14 protein-coding genes and 1 pseudogene are annotated in these 16,364 nt (G+C 67.5%); 5 read left to right on the forward strand and 10 right to left on the reverse strand.

The features are described from left to right. Positions 1-221: 221 nt before the first annotated feature. Positions 222-650, forward strand: a complete 429-nt coding sequence (locus tag QQY24_RS32220) for a hypothetical protein (protein WP_301976507.1) — start codon at positions 222-224, stop codon at positions 648-650. On the opposite strand, the pseudogene istB reads toward QQY24_RS32220, so the two are convergent. The 3 genes and pseudogenes from istB to QQY24_RS32235 form a co-directional block, all read right to left on the reverse strand. Next, positions 638-1,431 (reverse strand): annotated as a pseudogene (gene istB, locus QQY24_RS32225) (IS21-like element helper ATPase IstB). The gene QQY24_RS32220 and the pseudogene istB sit on opposite strands and share 13 nt — an antisense overlap. After that, positions 1,428-2,564: a hypothetical protein gene (locus QQY24_RS32230; RefSeq protein ID WP_301976508.1), complete on the reverse strand. Its 1,137-nt coding sequence runs from the start codon at positions 2,562-2,564 to the stop codon at positions 1,428-1,430. Before QQY24_RS32230 ends, istB begins: the two are co-directional and overlap by 4 nt. A gap of 28 nt (positions 2,565-2,592) precedes the next feature. Continuing rightward, on the reverse strand, positions 2,593-3,117 hold the full coding sequence (locus QQY24_RS32235; protein WP_367658076.1) for a hypothetical protein: 525 nt from the start codon (positions 3,115-3,117) through the stop codon (positions 2,593-2,595). A 109-nt stretch (positions 3,118-3,226) separates the two neighbouring features. Here QQY24_RS32235 and QQY24_RS32240 point away from each other — a divergent pair, with 109 nt between their 5' ends. Continuing rightward, positions 3,227-4,483 carry an IS701 family transposase gene (locus tag QQY24_RS32240; protein ID WP_301970644.1) on the forward strand — a complete coding sequence of 419 codons (1,257 nt, stop codon included), beginning with the start codon at positions 3,227-3,229 and terminating at the stop codon, positions 4,481-4,483. Positions 4,484-4,586: 103 nt separating this feature from the next. Here QQY24_RS32240 and QQY24_RS32245 read toward each other — a convergent pair. Then, positions 4,587-5,404, reverse strand: a protein-coding gene (locus tag QQY24_RS32245; RefSeq protein ID WP_301976509.1) for an IS5 family transposase whose coding sequence is annotated in 2 segments (ribosomal slippage) — positions 4,587-5,051 and positions 5,054-5,404 — 816 coding nt in all. Because the reading frame shifts where the segments join, the coding sequence is not laid out codon by codon here. A gap of 263 nt (positions 5,405-5,667) precedes the next feature. On the opposite strand from QQY24_RS32245, the gene QQY24_RS32250 reads away from it, so the two are divergent. Next, a complete protein-coding gene (locus QQY24_RS32250; protein WP_301976510.1) occupies positions 5,668-8,472 on the forward strand; it encodes a LuxR family transcriptional regulator in 2,805 nt (934 codons plus the stop codon). Positions 8,473-8,483: 11 nt separating this feature from the next. Here QQY24_RS32250 and QQY24_RS32255 read toward each other — a convergent pair whose 3' ends face one another. Together QQY24_RS32255 and QQY24_RS32260 are read right to left on the reverse strand one after the other, a co-directional pair. After that, positions 8,484-9,209 (reverse strand): carboxypeptidase regulatory-like domain-containing protein, encoded by a 726-nt coding sequence (locus QQY24_RS32255; RefSeq protein ID WP_301976511.1) that lies wholly within the window; start codon positions 9,207-9,209, stop codon positions 8,484-8,486. Between the two features lie 174 nt (positions 9,210-9,383). Beyond that, the gene (locus QQY24_RS32260) at positions 9,384-10,838 is read right to left on the reverse strand and encodes an MFS transporter (protein WP_301976512.1); all 1,455 of its coding nucleotides are present in this window, start codon (positions 10,836-10,838) and stop codon (positions 9,384-9,386) included. 119 nt (positions 10,839-10,957) lie between these two features. Here QQY24_RS32260 and QQY24_RS32265 point away from each other — a divergent pair, with 119 nt between their 5' ends. After that, positions 10,958-11,491, forward strand: coding sequence for a MarR family winged helix-turn-helix transcriptional regulator (locus QQY24_RS32265; protein ID WP_301976513.1), 534 nt, complete (start codon positions 10,958-10,960; stop codon positions 11,489-11,491). Between the two features lie 69 nt (positions 11,492-11,560). On the opposite strand, the gene QQY24_RS32270 is transcribed toward QQY24_RS32265, so the two are convergent. The 4 genes from QQY24_RS32270 to QQY24_RS32285 are packed head-to-tail and all read right to left on the reverse strand — an operon-like array spanning position 11,561 to position 14,952. Continuing rightward, positions 11,561-12,676, reverse strand: a complete 1,116-nt coding sequence (locus QQY24_RS32270; RefSeq protein WP_301976514.1) for an HAD family hydrolase — start codon at positions 12,674-12,676, stop codon at positions 11,561-11,563. Continuing rightward, a complete protein-coding gene (locus QQY24_RS32275) occupies positions 12,673-13,782 on the reverse strand; it encodes an acyl-CoA dehydrogenase family protein (protein ID WP_301976515.1) in 1,110 nt (369 codons plus the stop codon). Before QQY24_RS32275 ends, QQY24_RS32270 begins: the two co-directional genes overlap by 4 nt. Next, on the reverse strand, positions 13,775-14,089 hold the full coding sequence (locus QQY24_RS32280) for an acyl carrier protein (protein WP_301976516.1): 315 nt from the start codon (positions 14,087-14,089) through the stop codon (positions 13,775-13,777). The genes QQY24_RS32275 and QQY24_RS32280 overlap by 8 nt, the downstream gene beginning before the upstream one ends. Then, positions 14,086-14,952: a 3-hydroxyacyl-CoA dehydrogenase family protein gene (locus QQY24_RS32285; protein ID WP_301976517.1), complete on the reverse strand. Its 867-nt coding sequence runs from the start codon at positions 14,950-14,952 to the stop codon at positions 14,086-14,088. Before QQY24_RS32285 ends, QQY24_RS32280 begins: the two co-directional genes overlap by 4 nt. Positions 14,953-15,475: 523 nt before the next feature. Between QQY24_RS32285 and QQY24_RS32290 the strand changes: the two genes are divergently transcribed. After that, on the forward strand, positions 15,476-16,342 hold the full coding sequence (locus tag QQY24_RS32290) for a VCBS repeat-containing protein (RefSeq protein ID WP_301976518.1): 867 nt from the start codon (positions 15,476-15,478) through the stop codon (positions 16,340-16,342). Positions 16,343-16,364: the final 22 nt, after the last annotated feature.

A 16,364-nucleotide genomic window follows, 5' to 3' on the forward strand; every position in this document is an offset into this window, starting at 1 on the left:
CCCCCAACCGTGAGCCATTTTTCGTCGGAAGTTGGGGCCAGTCGGACTACGCACCTAGTAGGCGGCTTTGTGCATGTTCACCGACAGCGTTTGTCGATGAGTTGGGGAGGCAGTCGGCGGCCGAGGAGCCGGGAGATGTTCGTCAGTTTTGAAGGCAGCAGTCGGTTGTCGTGTCATGGAGCGTCCAGCCGTTGTCAGTGCCTGCTGGCAGGATCACCGGCATGACACCGTTGCTTCTCACCGACATTGAACGAGCCGTTCGCAGCAGCTGGAGCGCCGAGACGTGCACGCCCGGGTTCCGATCGCGATGGACCAAGGACAATCCGGCCCGGGACCAGTGCGGGGTGACCGCCATGGTCGTCAATGACTTGCTGGGAGGCGAATTGATCCGGGGGGAGGTCCACGTCGACGGAGAGCGGGTGGACTACCACTGGTGGAACCGTCTGGGCATGGGCATCGAGATCGACCTCACCCGCGAGCAGTTCAGGCCGGAGGAGATCGTCACTGGAGGCATCGTGATTCCCCGCCCGCCCGTGACCGAGTGGCGCAGGCTCCGTGAGGAGTACGAGCTTCTCCGCAACCGTGTCTTGGAGAAGCTCAACTGTCAGCAGGGGACAGCCTCTGCGGCAGCGTCTCGTCAGCCGGCTTGAACCTGTTCGGCTCGTGCGCGGGTGGTAGCCAGGCGGTAGGAGTCGGTGCCGGTCTCGATGATCGCGCCGTTGAAGGTCAGGCGGTCGACGATGGCCGCGCATAGGCGGGGGTCGGTGAAGATCTTTGTCCAGCCGCCGAAGGACTCGTTGGAAGCGATGGCGACGCTGTTCTTCTCCTCGCGCTCGGTCAGCACCTGGAAGAGGAGTTCGGGGCCGTGCCGGTCGAGTTCCATATATCCGAGTTCGTCAATGCAGAGCAGGTCGACGCGGCCATAGCGGGCGATGGTCTTGTTGAGCTGCTTCTCGTCGGCGGCTTCGACCAGCTCGTTGACCAGCTTCGTGGCGAGTGTGTAGCGAACACGGTAGCCCTTCATGGCGGCTTCGGTGCCCAGGGCGATGAGCATGTGGGACTTGCCGGTGCCGGAGTCGCCGATCAGGCAGAGCGGTTGCCCCTTCTTGATCCACTCGCAGGAGGCGAGGGTGTGGATGGTGGCCGGGTCGATGTTGGGGTTAGCGTCGAAGTCGAAGGTTCGCAACGACTTCTCCCGTGGGAAGCCGGCCGCCTTGATTCGCCTCTCCGAGCGGCGGCGGGCCCGGTCGTCGCACTCGGCCATCAGCAGCTCGGCGAGGAAGCCGCGGTAGGTCATCTGGTCCTTCACTGCCCGGTCGGCGATGTCGGGAAACTCGTTGCGGATGACGGAAGCTGCAGCATGCGGCAGGCGGTGTCGATGGCGGCGTCGGCGGCCTGCTCGGTCAAGCCTCGCTGGCGGGGCAGGGTCACTGGGCTTCTCCCTCTTGGTGGGCGCCGCCGCTGGCGCGACGGCGTCGGAGCAATTGGTCATAGGGGGTCACCGAGGGCAGCGGCCTGGTGTCCGGCGGAAGGTGGGCAAGACGCCACTCGTGCAGAAACGTCACGGTCGCTGACCCCGAGGTGCCCGCGGGCAGGGCGGCGACGGTCGGTTCGTCTTCGGTCTGGGCGGCCTTGCGGGCCTCGAGGGCGACCGCGTCCGCGGTCAGGGCCCCGGCCCGCAAGGCGCTCGCGAGGCCGGCGACCAAGTGCTCGTGGGGGATGTGCCGGGCCAGCAGCAGCACCTCGATCAGGGCCCGGGTGCCATCCCGCTCGCCGTGGACCTTGCGGGCCTGGGCCCACCATGCGTCGTGGACCGGGGTGAACTTGCCTGCGGAGCGGGCCTGCTCGAGTGCGGTGGCGCCAGGGAGGGCGCCGGGCTTGCGGATCAGGGCTTCGAGGTAGTGGTCCAGTTCCAGGCGGCAGCTGGCCTTGGCGATCAACCGCTCGTGCCGGGCGACTTCCACGTTCTGGTCGTAGACCACCAGGTGGGAGGCGTGCAGGACGACACGGACGCGTTTGCCGATCAGGCGGATGGGCACTGAGTAGCGGTTGGTGCGGACCGTGATCTGGCTGTAGCGGTCGACCCTAGGAGTGAATACCCGCCCGGTCTCGAACGGCTCCTCGGGCAGTGGCATCAGCAGCGGCTGTTCGACGGCGAAGTACTCGTCGATGGTCCGTGGCCGGGAGCCGATCCGGCGTCGGCCGTCGTGCAGGTCCCACTGGTCGACCATCTCGTTCAGCTCCGCCAGCGAGGAAACCTCCGGCACCGGGGTGAAGTGGTTGCGGCGGAAGTAGCCGATCTGCCCCTCGACCCCGCCCTTCTCGTGGGCGCCGTCGATGCCGGGACGGCAGTAGAAGCTCTCGATGCCGAAGTGCGGTCTGAACGCGATCCACCGGTCGGTCTCCACCCTCGCCCGGCTCAGTCCCAGCACCTGGGCGACGGCGGCCTTGAGATTGTCGTAGCGGACCCGCCCCCGCGGGACCCCGCCCAGCACCCGCAGCGCGTGCACGTGGCCCTCGAAGAAAGCTTCCTGGCCGGCGGAGGCGAACACGCTTCTCTGCACTAACGGCACGAGCCGACGGCGCTCGTTTCTATGCGGTGGATGTGGTCGTAGGTCGATGAACCTCAAGGACAACCGCCGCACCTGCCACGGATCGGTCCTCGTGCATAGTGATCACTTGGCCGGGCTGAAGGTGCTGCCACTGCGAGGGGTCAAGAGGAGCAAGTCGTACCGAGGCTTGCCCACCGGGCTCCAGCAAGGGCGTGAACTCCGCCCAGAGTTGGGCGATGTTGAGGGCAGGTTCGCCGGTCGGGGTTCGGTTTCCGATGTTCCACATCGGTCGCAGGACGCCAGCACCGGAGATGGGCGTTTGCCGTTTTGCTTCGGTGGCCGGGCGGAGGGTGAGATCGGCTCGGATGATGCCGTTGCGAGTCTCGTAGCAGCGCCAATGGCACCAGGCCGCACTCTTGTCCAGTCGCATCTGTTTGGCTGCGGTGGCCAGGGTTTGCCAGAAGCTGAGTGGCAGCGGTTGGACGTCACCGAGTTCTTCCAGCAGCCCGAGGGCCACTTCCCACTCGTCCCGAGTGAGGTACTCCCAGACATCGTTCACCGTGATGTCGTTCTCGGTGGCGGTCTCCTCAGGAACCAGTAGGGAAGCGGCTTCCAGCAGCTTAGTACTCCAGCAGCGGTTCGTGTCCTGAGCTGGTGGTTGTCGTTGTCCTGGTATGGAGGGGATGAGTGAAGCCGCTTGCTGGGCCGGCGAGTTGGAGTTGGTGTTCGCTCGGGTGGCGGGTAGGTTCACTCGGGCGGATCTGCGGTGGCGGATGCGGGACTACGTCCGTGGTCTGCTGGGGCGGGCGACACGCAAGAACGGCTGGCAGCTTGCGGAATGGGCAGGTCACCGCACTCCGGACGGCTTTCAGCGGCTGCTGAACAGCAGTGTCTGGGACGCGGACGCCCTGCGTGACGACGTCCGTGCCTACGTCGCCGAACGGCTCGGACCGGGCGGTGTGCTGATCATCGACGACACGGGATTCATCAAGAAGGGCACCACCTCAGCCGGGGTCAGTCGGCAGTACACCGGCACCTCAGGAAAGATCGACAACTGTCAGATCGGCGTGTTCGCCGCCTACGCCACCAGCTCAGGCCGGGCCTTGGTGGACCGGGAGCTCTACCTGCCCAAAGCCTGGACGTCCGACCGTGACCGCTGCCGGGCGGCCAAGATCCCCGACGGGCGAGGCTTTGCGACCAAGGGGGAACTGGCCCGGGACATCGTCCGCCGCTGCCTGGCCGCCGGCCTGCCGGCGTCGTGGGTGACCGCGGATGAGGCCTACGGGCAGGACTGGCACTTCCGCCGCCTGCTCGAGCAGACGGGCGTCGGCTACGTGGTGGCGGTGCCCAAGTCCCAGCAGATCAAGTCCCTGGCCGGCATCTGGCGCATCGACCATCTCATCGATGAAGCACCCGATGATGCCTGGCAGCGGCTGTCCTGCGGCGATGGGGCGAAGGGCCCGCGGATCTACGACTGGGCCGGGGCCAAGTTGCCCGCCAACATCATCTTCGATCCGGATCCGCCGACCCATCACCGGTGGGTGATGGCCCGCCGCAGCCTGTCCGACCCCGAAGATGTGGCCTACTACCTGGCCTACGCACCCGTGGGTGTCGAGATCGCCGAGCTGGTCCGCATCGCCGGCTCCCGCTGGGCGATCGAGGAGTGCTTCCAGGCCGCGAAGAACGAGTGCGGCCTGGACGAGTACGAAGTCCGCCGCTATGTCGGCTGGTATCGGCACATCACCCTGGCCATGCTCGCCCACGCCGTCCTAGCCGCACTCGCAGCACAAGCCCAGGCCGGCGGGGAGGCAAAGGGGGCTGCAGAAACGGATCAGCCACCGTCCCGCTCACCGTGGCAGAGATCCGGCGGCTCCTGGACACTCTCCTGCCCCACCCACGAGCCGACCGCGATCCCATCACCCACGCACTGAACTGGTCCGCCTGGAGAAGACACCGCCAGGCCATCGCCCGCCGCTGCCACTACCGAAAACGCACCTCAGGCCACGAACCGCTGCTGGAGTATTAGAGAGTGTCTCATGTGGTGAGTTTTGCGAGCTTTTTGTAGCAGGTGAGGGTGGCAGCGAGACCGAGGAAGGCGAGGAAGTGGGAGCCCTTTCGCTCGTACCGGATGGTGAGTCTGCGGTGGCCGAACAGCCAGGCGATCGGCTGCTCGATCTTCCAGCGGTGCCGGCCGGGGCGCTCGCCCGACTCGATCCCGGGCCGTGCGATGCGTGGGAGGAGTCCGTGTTCGCGCAGCCAGGCGTGGTGTTCGGCGCAGAAGTACGCTTTGCCGGCGCGGAGTTTGACGGGGTGGCGGCGCCGGGGACCGCGTCGGGAGCGGACCGCGGGTATGCCGCGGACCAGGGGCTTGAGTGCCAGGCTGTGGTGGGTGTTCGCGCCGGACACCGCGACGGCGAGCGGGATGCCCTGAGCCTTGGACAGGACGTGCAGTTTGCTGCCCTTCTTGCCCCGATCGACCGGGTTCGGCCCGGTCAGCGGGTCCCCCTTTTCGCCCGGACCGAGGCCGCGTCGACGATCGCCGAGGCCCAGTCCAGCTCACCCCGTGCGCCGAGTTCGTCCAGGACCGCCCGGTGCAGACGGCGCCACAGCCCGGCCCGGGTCCACACGGTGAACCGGCGATGCGCCGTCGCGGGCGAGACGCCGAACGTCTCCGGCAGATGCCGCCAGGCACACCCGCCGGTCAGTACGTACACGACCGCCGTGAACACCGCGCGCTCCTCACGCGGAGCGGTTCCACCACCCTGCGGACGCGCGCTGAACGACGGCAGCAATGGAGCGGCCAGCTCCCACAAACCATCCGGGACCAGCCGCTGTGACAGATCGACACCCACGAGCAGCAATGATGCCGCACCTCACGACATCACCAGGCGAGACATCCTCTTAAGGATGTCGCGAAAACATCACCCTTCAGCGTCAACAAAGGATCGGCAATAATTAGTCAAGGTTTCTTCCATTACCAACTTGCCGACGATGGATTTCAGCCTTTCCCTGGCGTGTCGACGCCGGAGGTGTTTGACCTTGTTGACATCCGATGAATTTGTTGTTTATTGTTGAATGCACTCGCTTTGACCGAAAAGCACAAACGGGGGTTTTCGTGCGATTAATCGAGCGCCAGCGTGAGCTTTCCTTAATTAGTGACCTAATCGATTTGATGGGCCAGGGTAAGGGTGCCGTCCTGCTGGTGGACGGCCCTGCGGCCTGCGGTAAGACCGAGATCCTCCAAGCTGTGGCGCACAAGGCAGTGCATGCTGGCGCTCAGATCCTTACGGCTACGGCATCCGTTTTGGAGAAATCTTTCCCGCTTGGAGTAGCGGCGCAACTGATCGAAGACGTCCCAGAGGGCGGAAAATTCCCATTCCACGACATGGTCTCTTCGCTGAAAGACTTTAGTGGGTTGTTTGATGCGCAGGAAAATCCACCGACGAACCTCGTGGTTGACATGTACGACCAATTGACTGGGATCGCGAAGACGTCTCCCGTTGTCATCATCGTCGACGATCTGCACCACAGCGACAATGCGTCCCTGTCGTTCATTCTGGGCCTGGCTCGCCGGGCCCAGCGTCGGCCGATGCTGTTCGTGCTGAGTCAGCAGGCGTCCTGCATGCGAGGCCACCAACTCTTCCACACCGAGCTGCGCCGTCAGCCGCACTGCCACTACATGCAGCTCAAGCCGCTCTCGCCCGCGGCCGTCGGCGAAATGCTGGCGCAGCATCTGGGGCGCGAGCAGGCGCTGCGGCTCGCCCCGGCACACACCGCGCTGAGCGGCGGAAATCCCCTGCTGCTGAGGGCGCTCCTGGATGATTACCGGAACGCCCTCGCCGTCTCCCCCACCGGCTCCCTGCACGACGGATCGTGTCTTGTGCCCGGTGAGGCCTATCGCCAAGCCGTGACGGCCTGTCTGCAACGCGGCAGCGGCGACGCCACGGAGGTCGCCCGCGCGCTGGCGGTGCTGCACACCTCGCAATCGGAGCACCTGGCAGGACGGTTGCTGGATCTCGACAACGCTGCCGTGGAGCGGCTCAAGCGCGTGCTGACCGGCGCCGGACTCCTGACAGAAACCGGGTTCCGGCATCCGGTAGTCAGGGAAGCAGCGCTCGAGAACACGCCGACCGTGCGCCGCACGACCCTGCACCTGCGGGCGGCACGGCTGCTGTTCCACGATGGAGCCCCTGCCACCGCGGTGGCGGCACACTTGCTGGCCGCAGGGGAGGCGCAGGAACCCTGGGCGGTGGGCGTTCTGGCCAAGGCCGCCGAGGATGTGCTGCATGACGACCGCGCGGGGCTCGCCCAGAGCTATCTGGAGCTCGCACTGCGCGAGTCCGGCGACCCCGACCAGCGGGCTGCGGTCACCCTGCAACTCGCGCGCAGCATCTGGCGGCGTAGTCCCGACCGCGCGCTGCGCCGTACCTTGTCCATGGTCAACACGTTCGACCTCCATGACGCCACCGAGAGCCAGGCCATACAGCTGATCAAGAGCCTGCTGCGGCACGGCATGTTCAGCGAGGCCGAGGACATGCTGGAGGCGATGGTCGAACGGGTCACCGCCCAGACCCGCCCGGTGAGCGAGGACCTCAGGGCGTTCCGGTTGTGGCTCAACTGCTCCTATCCGGTACTGGCTCAGCAGTTCCCGCTCACTCCGCCGCCGAGGGGAGGCCGTGATGAGCCCCAGGCGGCTCCGGCGGCCAGCGCGTTGCTGCGGGCGACAATGCTCCTGTACGACGTCCTGTCCCGCAATCCCGCTCCCCACGAGATCGCCACGACTCAGGAGGAACTGCAGATCCTTCGGCTCAGCGACGCGACGCTGGAGCCCCTGGGGACCGCCCTGATGGCCCTGGTTTACGCGGATTGGATCGACTCGGCCGAGCAGTGGTGCAAGATGCTGCTCGGCGAGGCGACACAGCGTGGTGTCCCGGCTTGGATCGGTGTGCTGTCGTCAGTCATGGCAGAGATCGCCCTCCGACGGGGCGATGTGCAGGCGACGGAGGAACACGCTCACGCCGCTCTCTCCCACATCTCGGCGGAAGGGTGGGGGGTGGCGGTCGGCTCGACGCGGGCGGCGCTGCTGAGGGCCATGACAGCCCGAGGTAGTATGCGCGCCGCCGAAGCGCTGGTCAACCAGCCGCTGCCGGAGCGGGTGTTCGATACCCGCGACGGCCTCCACTACCAGCAGGCGCGCGGACGCTTCCACCTGGCGCTGGGCAACCCCCACGCCGCCCTCCGAGACTTCGAGGCCTGTAGTGCGCGGATGCGGGACTGGGGCCTGGACCGGCCGACACTGGTGCCCTGGCGCACCGATGCCGCCGAGGCGCTGCTGCGGCTGGAGCGCGTGGACGAGGGCCGTGCGCTGGCCGAGGAGCAACTGGGGCTGCTGGAACCGAACCAACTGCGGACCAGGGGCATGACGCTGCGGGTGCTGGCCGTCACCGCGCCGCCGCGGGAGCGCCTTGATCTGTTGGGACAGGCCGTGCAAGCGCTGGAGCGCGTGCGCGATCGCCTGGAGCTGGCGCAGGCGCTGGCCGACCTGTCCCGTGCCCACAGTACGCTGGGCGACCACACCAGTGCCCGGCACTCCATGATCCGCGCCCGGCAGCTAGCCAGGGCGTGCAAGGCCGAGGCACTCGTGCGCTCCTTCTCGGACAGCGCCGAGGAAGAGCTAAAGCGTCGCCCTCCGGCCGTCCGGCCGCCCGAGGACAAGCCCCTCGACCTTGTATCCGAGGGCACGGAACTGAGCGACGCGGAGCGGCGCGTGGCCCGGCTCGTCGCCAGGGGCCGGTCCAACCGCGAGGTCGCGAGTCAGCTGTTCATCACCGTCAGCACGGTGGAGCAGCACTTGACGAGCATCTACCGGAAACTCAACATCAGCCGTCGCACTGAGCTGCGCTCCCTTACATGGAGATGACCTGACGCATGTCATGCGCCGGCGACTCGCGGGGGTTCGGAATCGATGACGAGATCCATGTCGAGCCGGTCGGCGCCGAGATCAAGTTGCCCGCTGCTCCGCAGGCCGCGTCCCGCCCGAAGGGTGTACTCGCCACTGGGGATGCTGGCGAACCAGTAGCGGCCGACTCCATCGGTGTGAGTGGTCAGCCACAGTCCGGAGGCGTCGGCAAGGGCCACGGGGGTCCCGACGACCAGAGCGCCCCCGTGGTCACGTACCGTGCCTGACACGGTATGCAGCTGCTGCTGCACCGAAATGTGCATGACACTCGAGGAGTGGGGTTCGACGACCACCGTCCGGACGAGGGGACGGCGATGCTGGTGGCCGACCGCCAGGCCGTAGCTCCCCGCCTCCAATCCGGTGAAGGCGTAGTCGCCCCGTTCGCCAGTGAGCGTGGAGCGCAGCACCGCACCCTGCGCGTTCACCAGCACGACCACAACCCCAGCCACCGGGGAGGCCACTCCCTCCTCCTCCACAACGCCGCGGATGCTCGAAGAGGCGACGAGCAGCACCTCGGCTGTGGTCAGCGGGGTGTCGGCGACGACGGGAAGGGCCTCGGGAAAGTACCCGGCGCACCCGGCGACGAGAAGGTAGCGGCCGCGTCCGGGGGCCTGCAGCCGGAAGGATCCGCTCCGATCGGCGATGTGTGACGCGACCTGGTGCCCCTCGGCATTGACCAGGGTCAGGCGCGCTCGCACAGCGGGGGCCCCGTCCTCGCGCAGCGCCCTACCCCGGACCTCCCAACCTCCTACGGGGAGGAGACGATGTAGCGGTGGCAAGGAAAAGGAGAGCCAGGCCTTCGGGCGGTGGGCGTTCTTCCGCATGGCGTCCGTCCTTCCCCTTCCCCAGTCGTTGTCAGAACCCTCTGCATCTCAGGCATTGGAAGGAGACGCCGCTCGGGACCGGTTTATCCAGCCGAACCAGGCGGCGAAGACCGCGGCCAGGCCCACCGAGAGCGCCGCGATGGTGAAGCTGGTCTGGTAGGCGTGCACCGTGGGGACGCCGGTTCCGGTGATCGTGTTGGAAGCGAGGATCGCCGCGGTGACCGAGCTGGCGATGCTGCCGCCGACCAGTCGTACAAGGCTGTTCACAGCGCTGGCGACCGCTGTCTTGGCGGGGTCGACGTGCTCGACGGCCATGGTGCCCAGGGCTGCGAAGGACAGACCAACGCCAAGTCCCAGCAGCGAGGTCGCGATGTAGATGTCGTATGCGTGGTCGTGGCGCACGATCAGCCACACGTTGGACAGGGCGGCCACCACGGAGCCGATCGCCACCATGACCGCCGCGGACGTCTTGCGCACCAGCCGGCCGGCCAGCGGAGAGATGACGATGAGCAGCAAGGTCGTCGGGAGCAGGTAGACGCCGGCCATCAGCACGGACGCCCCGAAGCCGTACCCCACCTTCGAGGGGGTCTGCACATAGTTCGGCAGCAGAGTGAAACCCGCGTACAGGGCGAAGCCCAGGAGGAACGAGGCGAGGCTCGCGCCGATGGTGCCGGGGTGCGTCAGCATGCTGATGTCGACCAGTGGGTCGGCCGCGCGGCGCTCGACCGCGACCCAGACGGCGAACAGCACGACGGCGGCCACGAGCAGACCCACGACCGATGCTGAGGTCCAGCCCCAGCTCTTGCCCTCGGTGATGGCCAGTAGCAGGCAGACCAACGTGCCGGTGAAGAGAATGGCACCAGGCACGTCGGGTCGTCCGCCCGAGGGCGGTGCCACATCGCGGACTACGAGCGCGGTGAGAGCGGTCGCCGCGGCGGCCAGTCCGGTGATGAGCCAGAAGACGATGCGGTATCCGCTGGTGTACTCGGCGATGAATCCGCTGATGATCATGCCGAGGCCGACCCCGATGCCCATGGTGGCACTCAGCACGCCGATGCCGGTGGCCATCTTCTCCCGGGGCAGCAGATCCCGTACGGCGCCGATGGACAAGGGCACGGTCGCGGCGGACAGGCCCTGCAGCACTCGGGCGATCATGAGTGTGGTGATGGAGGTGGAGAGCGCGCCGACGGCAGAGCCGGCGACGAGCAGGCCGAGGGTGAGCAGCAGCATCCGGCGCCGTCCGTACATGTCGCCGAAGCGGCTGAACAACGGGGTGGCCACGGCACCGCACAGCAGACTCACGGTGAGCGCCCAGCTCACCGCGGACACCGAGGCGTGCAGGGACTGTTCGAGCCGGGGCAGCAGCGGGATGACAGCGCTTTGCTGGATGGAGGCGGTGGAGGCCGCGATGGACAGAGCGAGCACGACCAGGCCCTGGGATGAGGCCGGGCGTGGGATCGTGGCAGGCCGCTCGGCGAGCGATGGATTGCGTTGACTGGACATGGGTGATCTCCTTCTGGTCAGGGTGGGTAACTTAGGTAGCTAGTTGCACCGCGGGGCAAGACCCACCCACGGGCAACTAGTTACCTACCTTAGGTAGATAACTAGTTGGAAGGCAAGCCATGACCGAAGACATCGAGGGCCTGTTCTCTCTCGCGCCCAAGCTCGCCCAGCTCGGCGCGGCCTTGAACAGCAACTGGCTGCACGTGCGCGCCACGGAGATGGCGGAGATCAACCTGGAACGTCCGGCGCTGCAGATCCTGGGCATCCTCCAGGCCCATGGCGAACCGCTGCGCGTGGGGGAGATCGCCACGGAGATGCGGGTCGAGGGTCCCCACGTCACCCGGCAGGTCACCAACCTGGAGCGCAAGGGCTTGGTGCACCGGGTGGTGGATCCCAGCGACCGCAGAGCGAGACTGGTGGAGCTCACGCCGACCGGGGATGAGGTCAACTCCCGTTACCGCAAGGTCGTCATGGACTGGCTTGCCCAGGCGTTCGCCGCATGGTCGAAGGAGGACCTCGACGAACTCGTCCGGCTGGGCGGACGGATGGTCGACGACTTCCTCGTCTTCCTCCAGCACGCGGAACGCGTGGACCGGGAGCGGCACGTCGACGGGCAGAGCGACCGGCGGGGCGGTCGTGCCCGGGGGATGTGACACGGGACCGCCACCGCCGGTCGCGGCACGGGGAGCGAGAGGGGCATGAGGCCGGGGAAAGGCCTGGACTCAGCGGAAGAGGGCCGGAGTGTCCAGTCGCATGGTGGTGGGGGCCTCCTGGCGGGTGGGCAGCAGGTGCCACCGCTGGATGCTCGCCTCGGCGCCAACAGATAGTTCTCCGAGGCAGGCGCATTGCTGGTCGGTGAAGCCCGCGAACCGGTAGGCGATCTCCATGATCCGATTGCGGTCGGTAGAGCGGAAATCGGCCACCAGATGCATACCCGCCTGCGCCGCCTGGTCGATCAGCCAGCGCAGGATGATCGCCCCGACCCCGAAGGAGACCACCCGGCAGGAGGTCGCCAGCAGCTTCAGGTGCCAGGCCGACGGGTGCCGTTCCAGCAGCAGGACGCCTACCGCGCCGTGCGTGCCGAAGCGGTCCTGGAGGGTGGTCACCAGGACCTCGTGCCGCTCATCGGCCATCAGCTCGCGCAGTGCTGCGTCCGAGTAATGGACCCCAGTCGCATTCATTTGACTGGTACGCAGGGTGAGTTCCTCGACCCGGGACAGCTCCTCGGCGGTGGCGCGGGTGATCCGCATGTCCATCCGCAGCGAGCACAGGAACTCCTCGTCAGGGCCCTGGAACTCCGAGCGCGCGCTCTCCCGCTGGAAGCCCGCCTGGTACATCTCCCGCCGACGACGCGAGTCCACGGTCACCGTGCGAGGGGTGAACTCGGGCCTCTGCGACAGGGAATCGGCAAGCTCGGCCGGGTAGAGGCGCACGTCCGGCAGATGGTGAGCCACTTCGGCTCGTTCGGCGGGCTGGTCGTCTATGAAGGCCATCGCGCTGTGCGCGAAGTTCAGGCCCTCCGCGATCGCGCGCATCGCATGGGACTTGGGGCCCCAGCCTATGTGCGGCAGCACGAAGTATTCGGTGAGGCCGAGTTTCTCCAGGCGCTCCCAGGCAGTGTCGTGGTCGTTCTTGCTGGCCACGGACTGCAGCACGCCGCGGGCATCGAGGTCCTCGATCACCCGGCGGACGGCGTCGGACACGACGACGTGGTCGCCCTCCAACAGGGTGCCCTGCCAGAGCGTGTTGTCCAGGTCCCAGACCAGACACTTCACCGGCGCGGGCCGGTCCGGCACGGTTACGGCGTCGCTGTCCGGCACGGTCTCTCCTTCGCTCATCCCCACACCGCCAGGGCGTGCTGGGCAAGGGCGAGCTGGCAGATCTCGCTGCTGCCCTCGATGATCTCCATCAACTTGGCGTCGCGATGCGCGCGCGCCACCACATGCCCGTCCCTGGCCCCCGACGACGCCAGTACCTGAAGGGCGGTCGAGGCCCCGTGCACCGCCCGGGTCGCGCCGATGTGCTTGGCCAGCAGGGTAGCCGTCACGACGTCCGGGGACCCGTCGTCCCAGCAGCGGGCGGCGTGCTCGCAGGCGTGCGTGGCGGTCTGCTCGGCGATGACCAGCTCGGCCAGATGGCGGGCCACCAACTGGTGGTCGGCGATGCGCCGGCCGAACTGCTCGCGGGTCGAGGCGTGCCGCGCAGCCGCCGACAGGCAGGCGCGCAGTATGCCCACGCAGCCCCAGGCCACCGACAGCCGCCCGTACGTCAGCGCGGCGGTCACCAGGAGCGCCGTCGGCTGGCCCGCGCCCGGCAGCACGTGGGAGGAGGGCACCCGGACCGAGGAGAACTCGATGGCCGAGTGGCCGGCGGCCCGGCAGCCGAGCACGTCGCTGAGGGGGTCGATCCGCACCCCCGGAGTGCTGGTGGGCACCACCACGGCGGCCGCACCGGACTCGTAGGCACCGAAGACGACGAGCAGGTCGGCGTAGGCGGCGCCGGTGATCCAGACCTTGGCGCCGTCGACGACCACATGATCGCCGTCGGACACGATCCGGGTGGCCATCGCCGACAGATCGCTGCCCGCGCCGACCTCGCTGAAGGCGACCGCCGCGAGCTCACCGGCGGTCAGCCGGGGGAGGAAGGCGTCGTGGTGGGCGGTGCCGCCGAGGCGCTGGATGGCCCAGGCGGCCATGCCCTGAGAGGTCATCAGGCTCCGCAGCGAACTGCACAGGGCGCCGACATGGGCCGTCAGTTCGCCGTTGTCCACACTGTTCAGACCGAGGCCGCCGAAGGCCGCCGGGACCTGTGCGCACAGCATCCCCTTGGTACCCAGGGAGTGGAGCAGGTCGAGGGGAATACGGCCGACGCGGTCCCACTCCTGCGGTGCTTCCCCCACGAGTTCACCGGTCAGCGAGATCGCTTCGGCGAGCGTCTCATTCACCGTCGCCTCCGGCAGGCGCGCCGCGCAGCCGGTCTACGAGGGCGAGCATGGTCGCGATGGTGCGGAAGTTGTCCAGCCGCAGATCCACGCCGCCGATCGAGACGCCGAAGGTCTTCTCCAGGAAGACCACCAGTTGCATGGCGAACAGTGAGGACACTGCGCCGGTGGCGAAGATGTCCTGGTCGGCCTCCCAGGAGATCTTGGTGTGCTGATTCAGGAAGGCCCCTATCAGCTCCTGCGGGGACTGCGCGGATGCGTCGGTGCCGGGCGTCTCGGCCCCGGGCGTTCCTTTCGCGGTCGTGGTCATGGCATTGCCTCTCCGTAGTCGTAGAAGCCCCGGCCGCTCTTTCTGCCGAGGTCGCCCTGTGCGACTTTGTCGAGCAGGAGTGCGCAGGGACGGCAGCCCTCGTCCCCGGTGCGCTCATGCAGCACCCGGAGCGAGTCCGCGAGATTGTCCAGTCCGATGAGGTCGGCCGTCCGCAGCGGACCGGTGCGGTGGCCGAGGCAGCCCTGCATCAGTGCGTCGACCGCCTCCGCGGTCGCCCGGCCCTCCTCGACGATCCGTACGGCGTCATTGATCATCCGGTGCAGGATGCGGCTGGTGACGAAACCGGGACCGTCCCCGACGACGACCGGCTGCCGACCGAGCGCCGTCATCAGGGACGTCACCGCGTCCATCGTCCGGTCCTCGCTGCGCAGCCCCCTGACCACCTCGACCATGGGGATCAGATAGGGCGGATTCATGAAGTGCACGCCGGCCAGGTCGGCGGGCCGGGGCAGGGCGTCGGCCAGCTCGTCGATGGGAATAGAGGAGGTGTTCGAGATGAGTGCGGTGCCGGCGGGGACCACGGCGCACACCTCGGCGAGCACCTTCGCCTTGGTGTCGAAGAGCTCGGTGACGGCCTCGACGACGACGTCGACTCCGGCGACGGCGTCCGTCGTCGTCGCGATGGTCAGTTCGGCCGTGGGGCGGTTGGCCGGGACCGCGTTCATCAGCTGCGCCATCCGCAACTGTTCTGCGATCTGCTCGCGGGCGCGCTGAGCCTTGCCCTCCTCCACGTCGATCAGCGTGACCGGGACACCGTGCGCCATGGCGAGCGTAGTGATGCTGGAGCCCATGACGCCGGCGCCCAGAACGGCGAGCCGCCATGGTACTTGGTTTTCTGCCACCGAAATATCCGCAACTTTCTCTGTGCGCCGGAGCGCGGTCGGGAATCGGTAAATTCCAGCCCCTTGCAGTGTTCCACACGTGTTCTGACAGTCGAATTCCTGGAATCAGCATCGGTGCAAGAGACTCCGCAAGATTGGCCGACGGCCCGGACGCGGTCAACCCCTGAAAGCGGCTAGTCCGTGGAAGCGCGTTGCCGCGCGCGGCGCGGGTGAGCGGCCCACCGGGCAAGGGTGGAGAGGCCACGGGGAGCGCACCCGAACAGGGGTTCGCGTCCTGCCAAGGGCTCTGTATAACGGCAGATCGGAGAAGGGTTACGGGTCACGCCCGGTGCGCCCGCAGGGGGTTTGGAGGGCCGGGCGTACCCCCTGCTCATCGGGGAGGCTCCCCGGAATCAGGGGTTGTTCGCGGGGCGCTCGGCACATAGTTTTCTGCTGCCTTGACAGCGGCTTTGCGGGTATGACGGCGGCGTTGCAGGCATTCGACGAGCGCGGTGAACGACCGCCTCCTTAACCGGGACTTATCATGGGCACTCTGAGTTTTGTTCCAGCGGTATTCCGGTCCGGTTCCTTCAACGGTGACGGGCGGCAGGACCTTCTCATCCGCAAAACGACCTCCGGTGAATTATTCGTCCTGCCGCACTGCGGGGAATTCCGGGGCGCACAGACCTACGGCGACCCGGTGCTCATCGGCACCGGCTTCGGCTCCCATCTGTGGCTGTGCGCCGGCGACCTCACCGGCGACGGCACCGCGGACCTGGTCTGCATCACCAACGACGACCGCACCCTGGTCTTCCTCAACCAGGGCGGTCTCGACGGGCTGCACACCCTCGGCGAACCCATCCACGTCGGGGGCAAGCCCCCGGAGCGCACCTACGACACCATCGCGCTCGGCGATCTGACGGGTGACGGCATCGTCGACATCATCGGCAGGGTGCAGGGCACCGGGGAGATCCACCGCATCCTGCACCAGGGCAAGGTCGACGGGCCCAACACATTCGCGCCGCCCGCCGACTTCGCCCTGATCGACCCGACGGACCTACCGGTCGGGCTGGCCGACATCACCGGCAGCGGGGAGCCCGATTTGCTCGTGCGGCGTGCGGACGGGGTTCTGGTCTGCCATGAGGTGTACGCCGGCGGTAAGGGAAAGGACGCCCTGCCGCTGGCGTCCGGCGGCCGGTATGCGCTCGGCGGTGGCTGGGACGAGGCCAAGGCGATCGACATCACCGACATCGACGGCGACGGCCACCCCGATCTGCTGGCCCTGCGCGGGGACGGCTCCCTCGTGGTGCACCGCCACGGCGGGTCCTTCGATCCGGATGATCCGGGCAGCACCTTCCTGCCGGCCGTCACCATCGCCACGAACTGGGGCGGCTACGACATCGTCAGCTGACCGTTTCCGCCCACAGTTCCCG

The sequence above is a fragment of the Streptomyces sp. TG1A-8 genome, from assembly GCF_030499535.1.
GTDB lineage: Bacteria > Actinomycetota > Actinomycetes > Streptomycetales > Streptomycetaceae > Streptomyces.

Bases quoted from the DNA above. Each gene is read 5' to 3' on its own strand.
- QQY24_RS32270 (WP_301976514.1), bottom strand. From the start codon at position 12,676: ATGAGCGAAGGAGAGACCGTGCCGGACAGCGACGCCGTAACCGTGCCG.
- QQY24_RS32290 (WP_301976518.1), top strand. From the start codon at position 15,476: ATGGGCACTCTGAGTTTTGTTCCAGCGGTATTCCGGTCCGGTTCCTTC.
- QQY24_RS32260 (WP_301976512.1), bottom strand. From the start codon at position 10,838: ATGTCCAGTCAACGCAATCCATCGCTCGCCGAGCGGCCTGCCACGATC.
- QQY24_RS32220 (WP_301976507.1), top strand. From the start codon at position 222: ATGACACCGTTGCTTCTCACCGACATTGAACGAGCCGTTCGCAGCAGC.
- QQY24_RS32280 (WP_301976516.1), bottom strand. From the start codon at position 14,089: ATGACCACGACCGCGAAAGGAACGCCCGGGGCCGAGACGCCCGGCACC.
- QQY24_RS32265 (WP_301976513.1), top strand. From the start codon at position 10,958: ATGACCGAAGACATCGAGGGCCTGTTCTCTCTCGCGCCCAAGCTCGCC.
- QQY24_RS32240 (WP_301970644.1), top strand. From the start codon at position 3,227: ATGGAGGGGATGAGTGAAGCCGCTTGCTGGGCCGGCGAGTTGGAGTTG.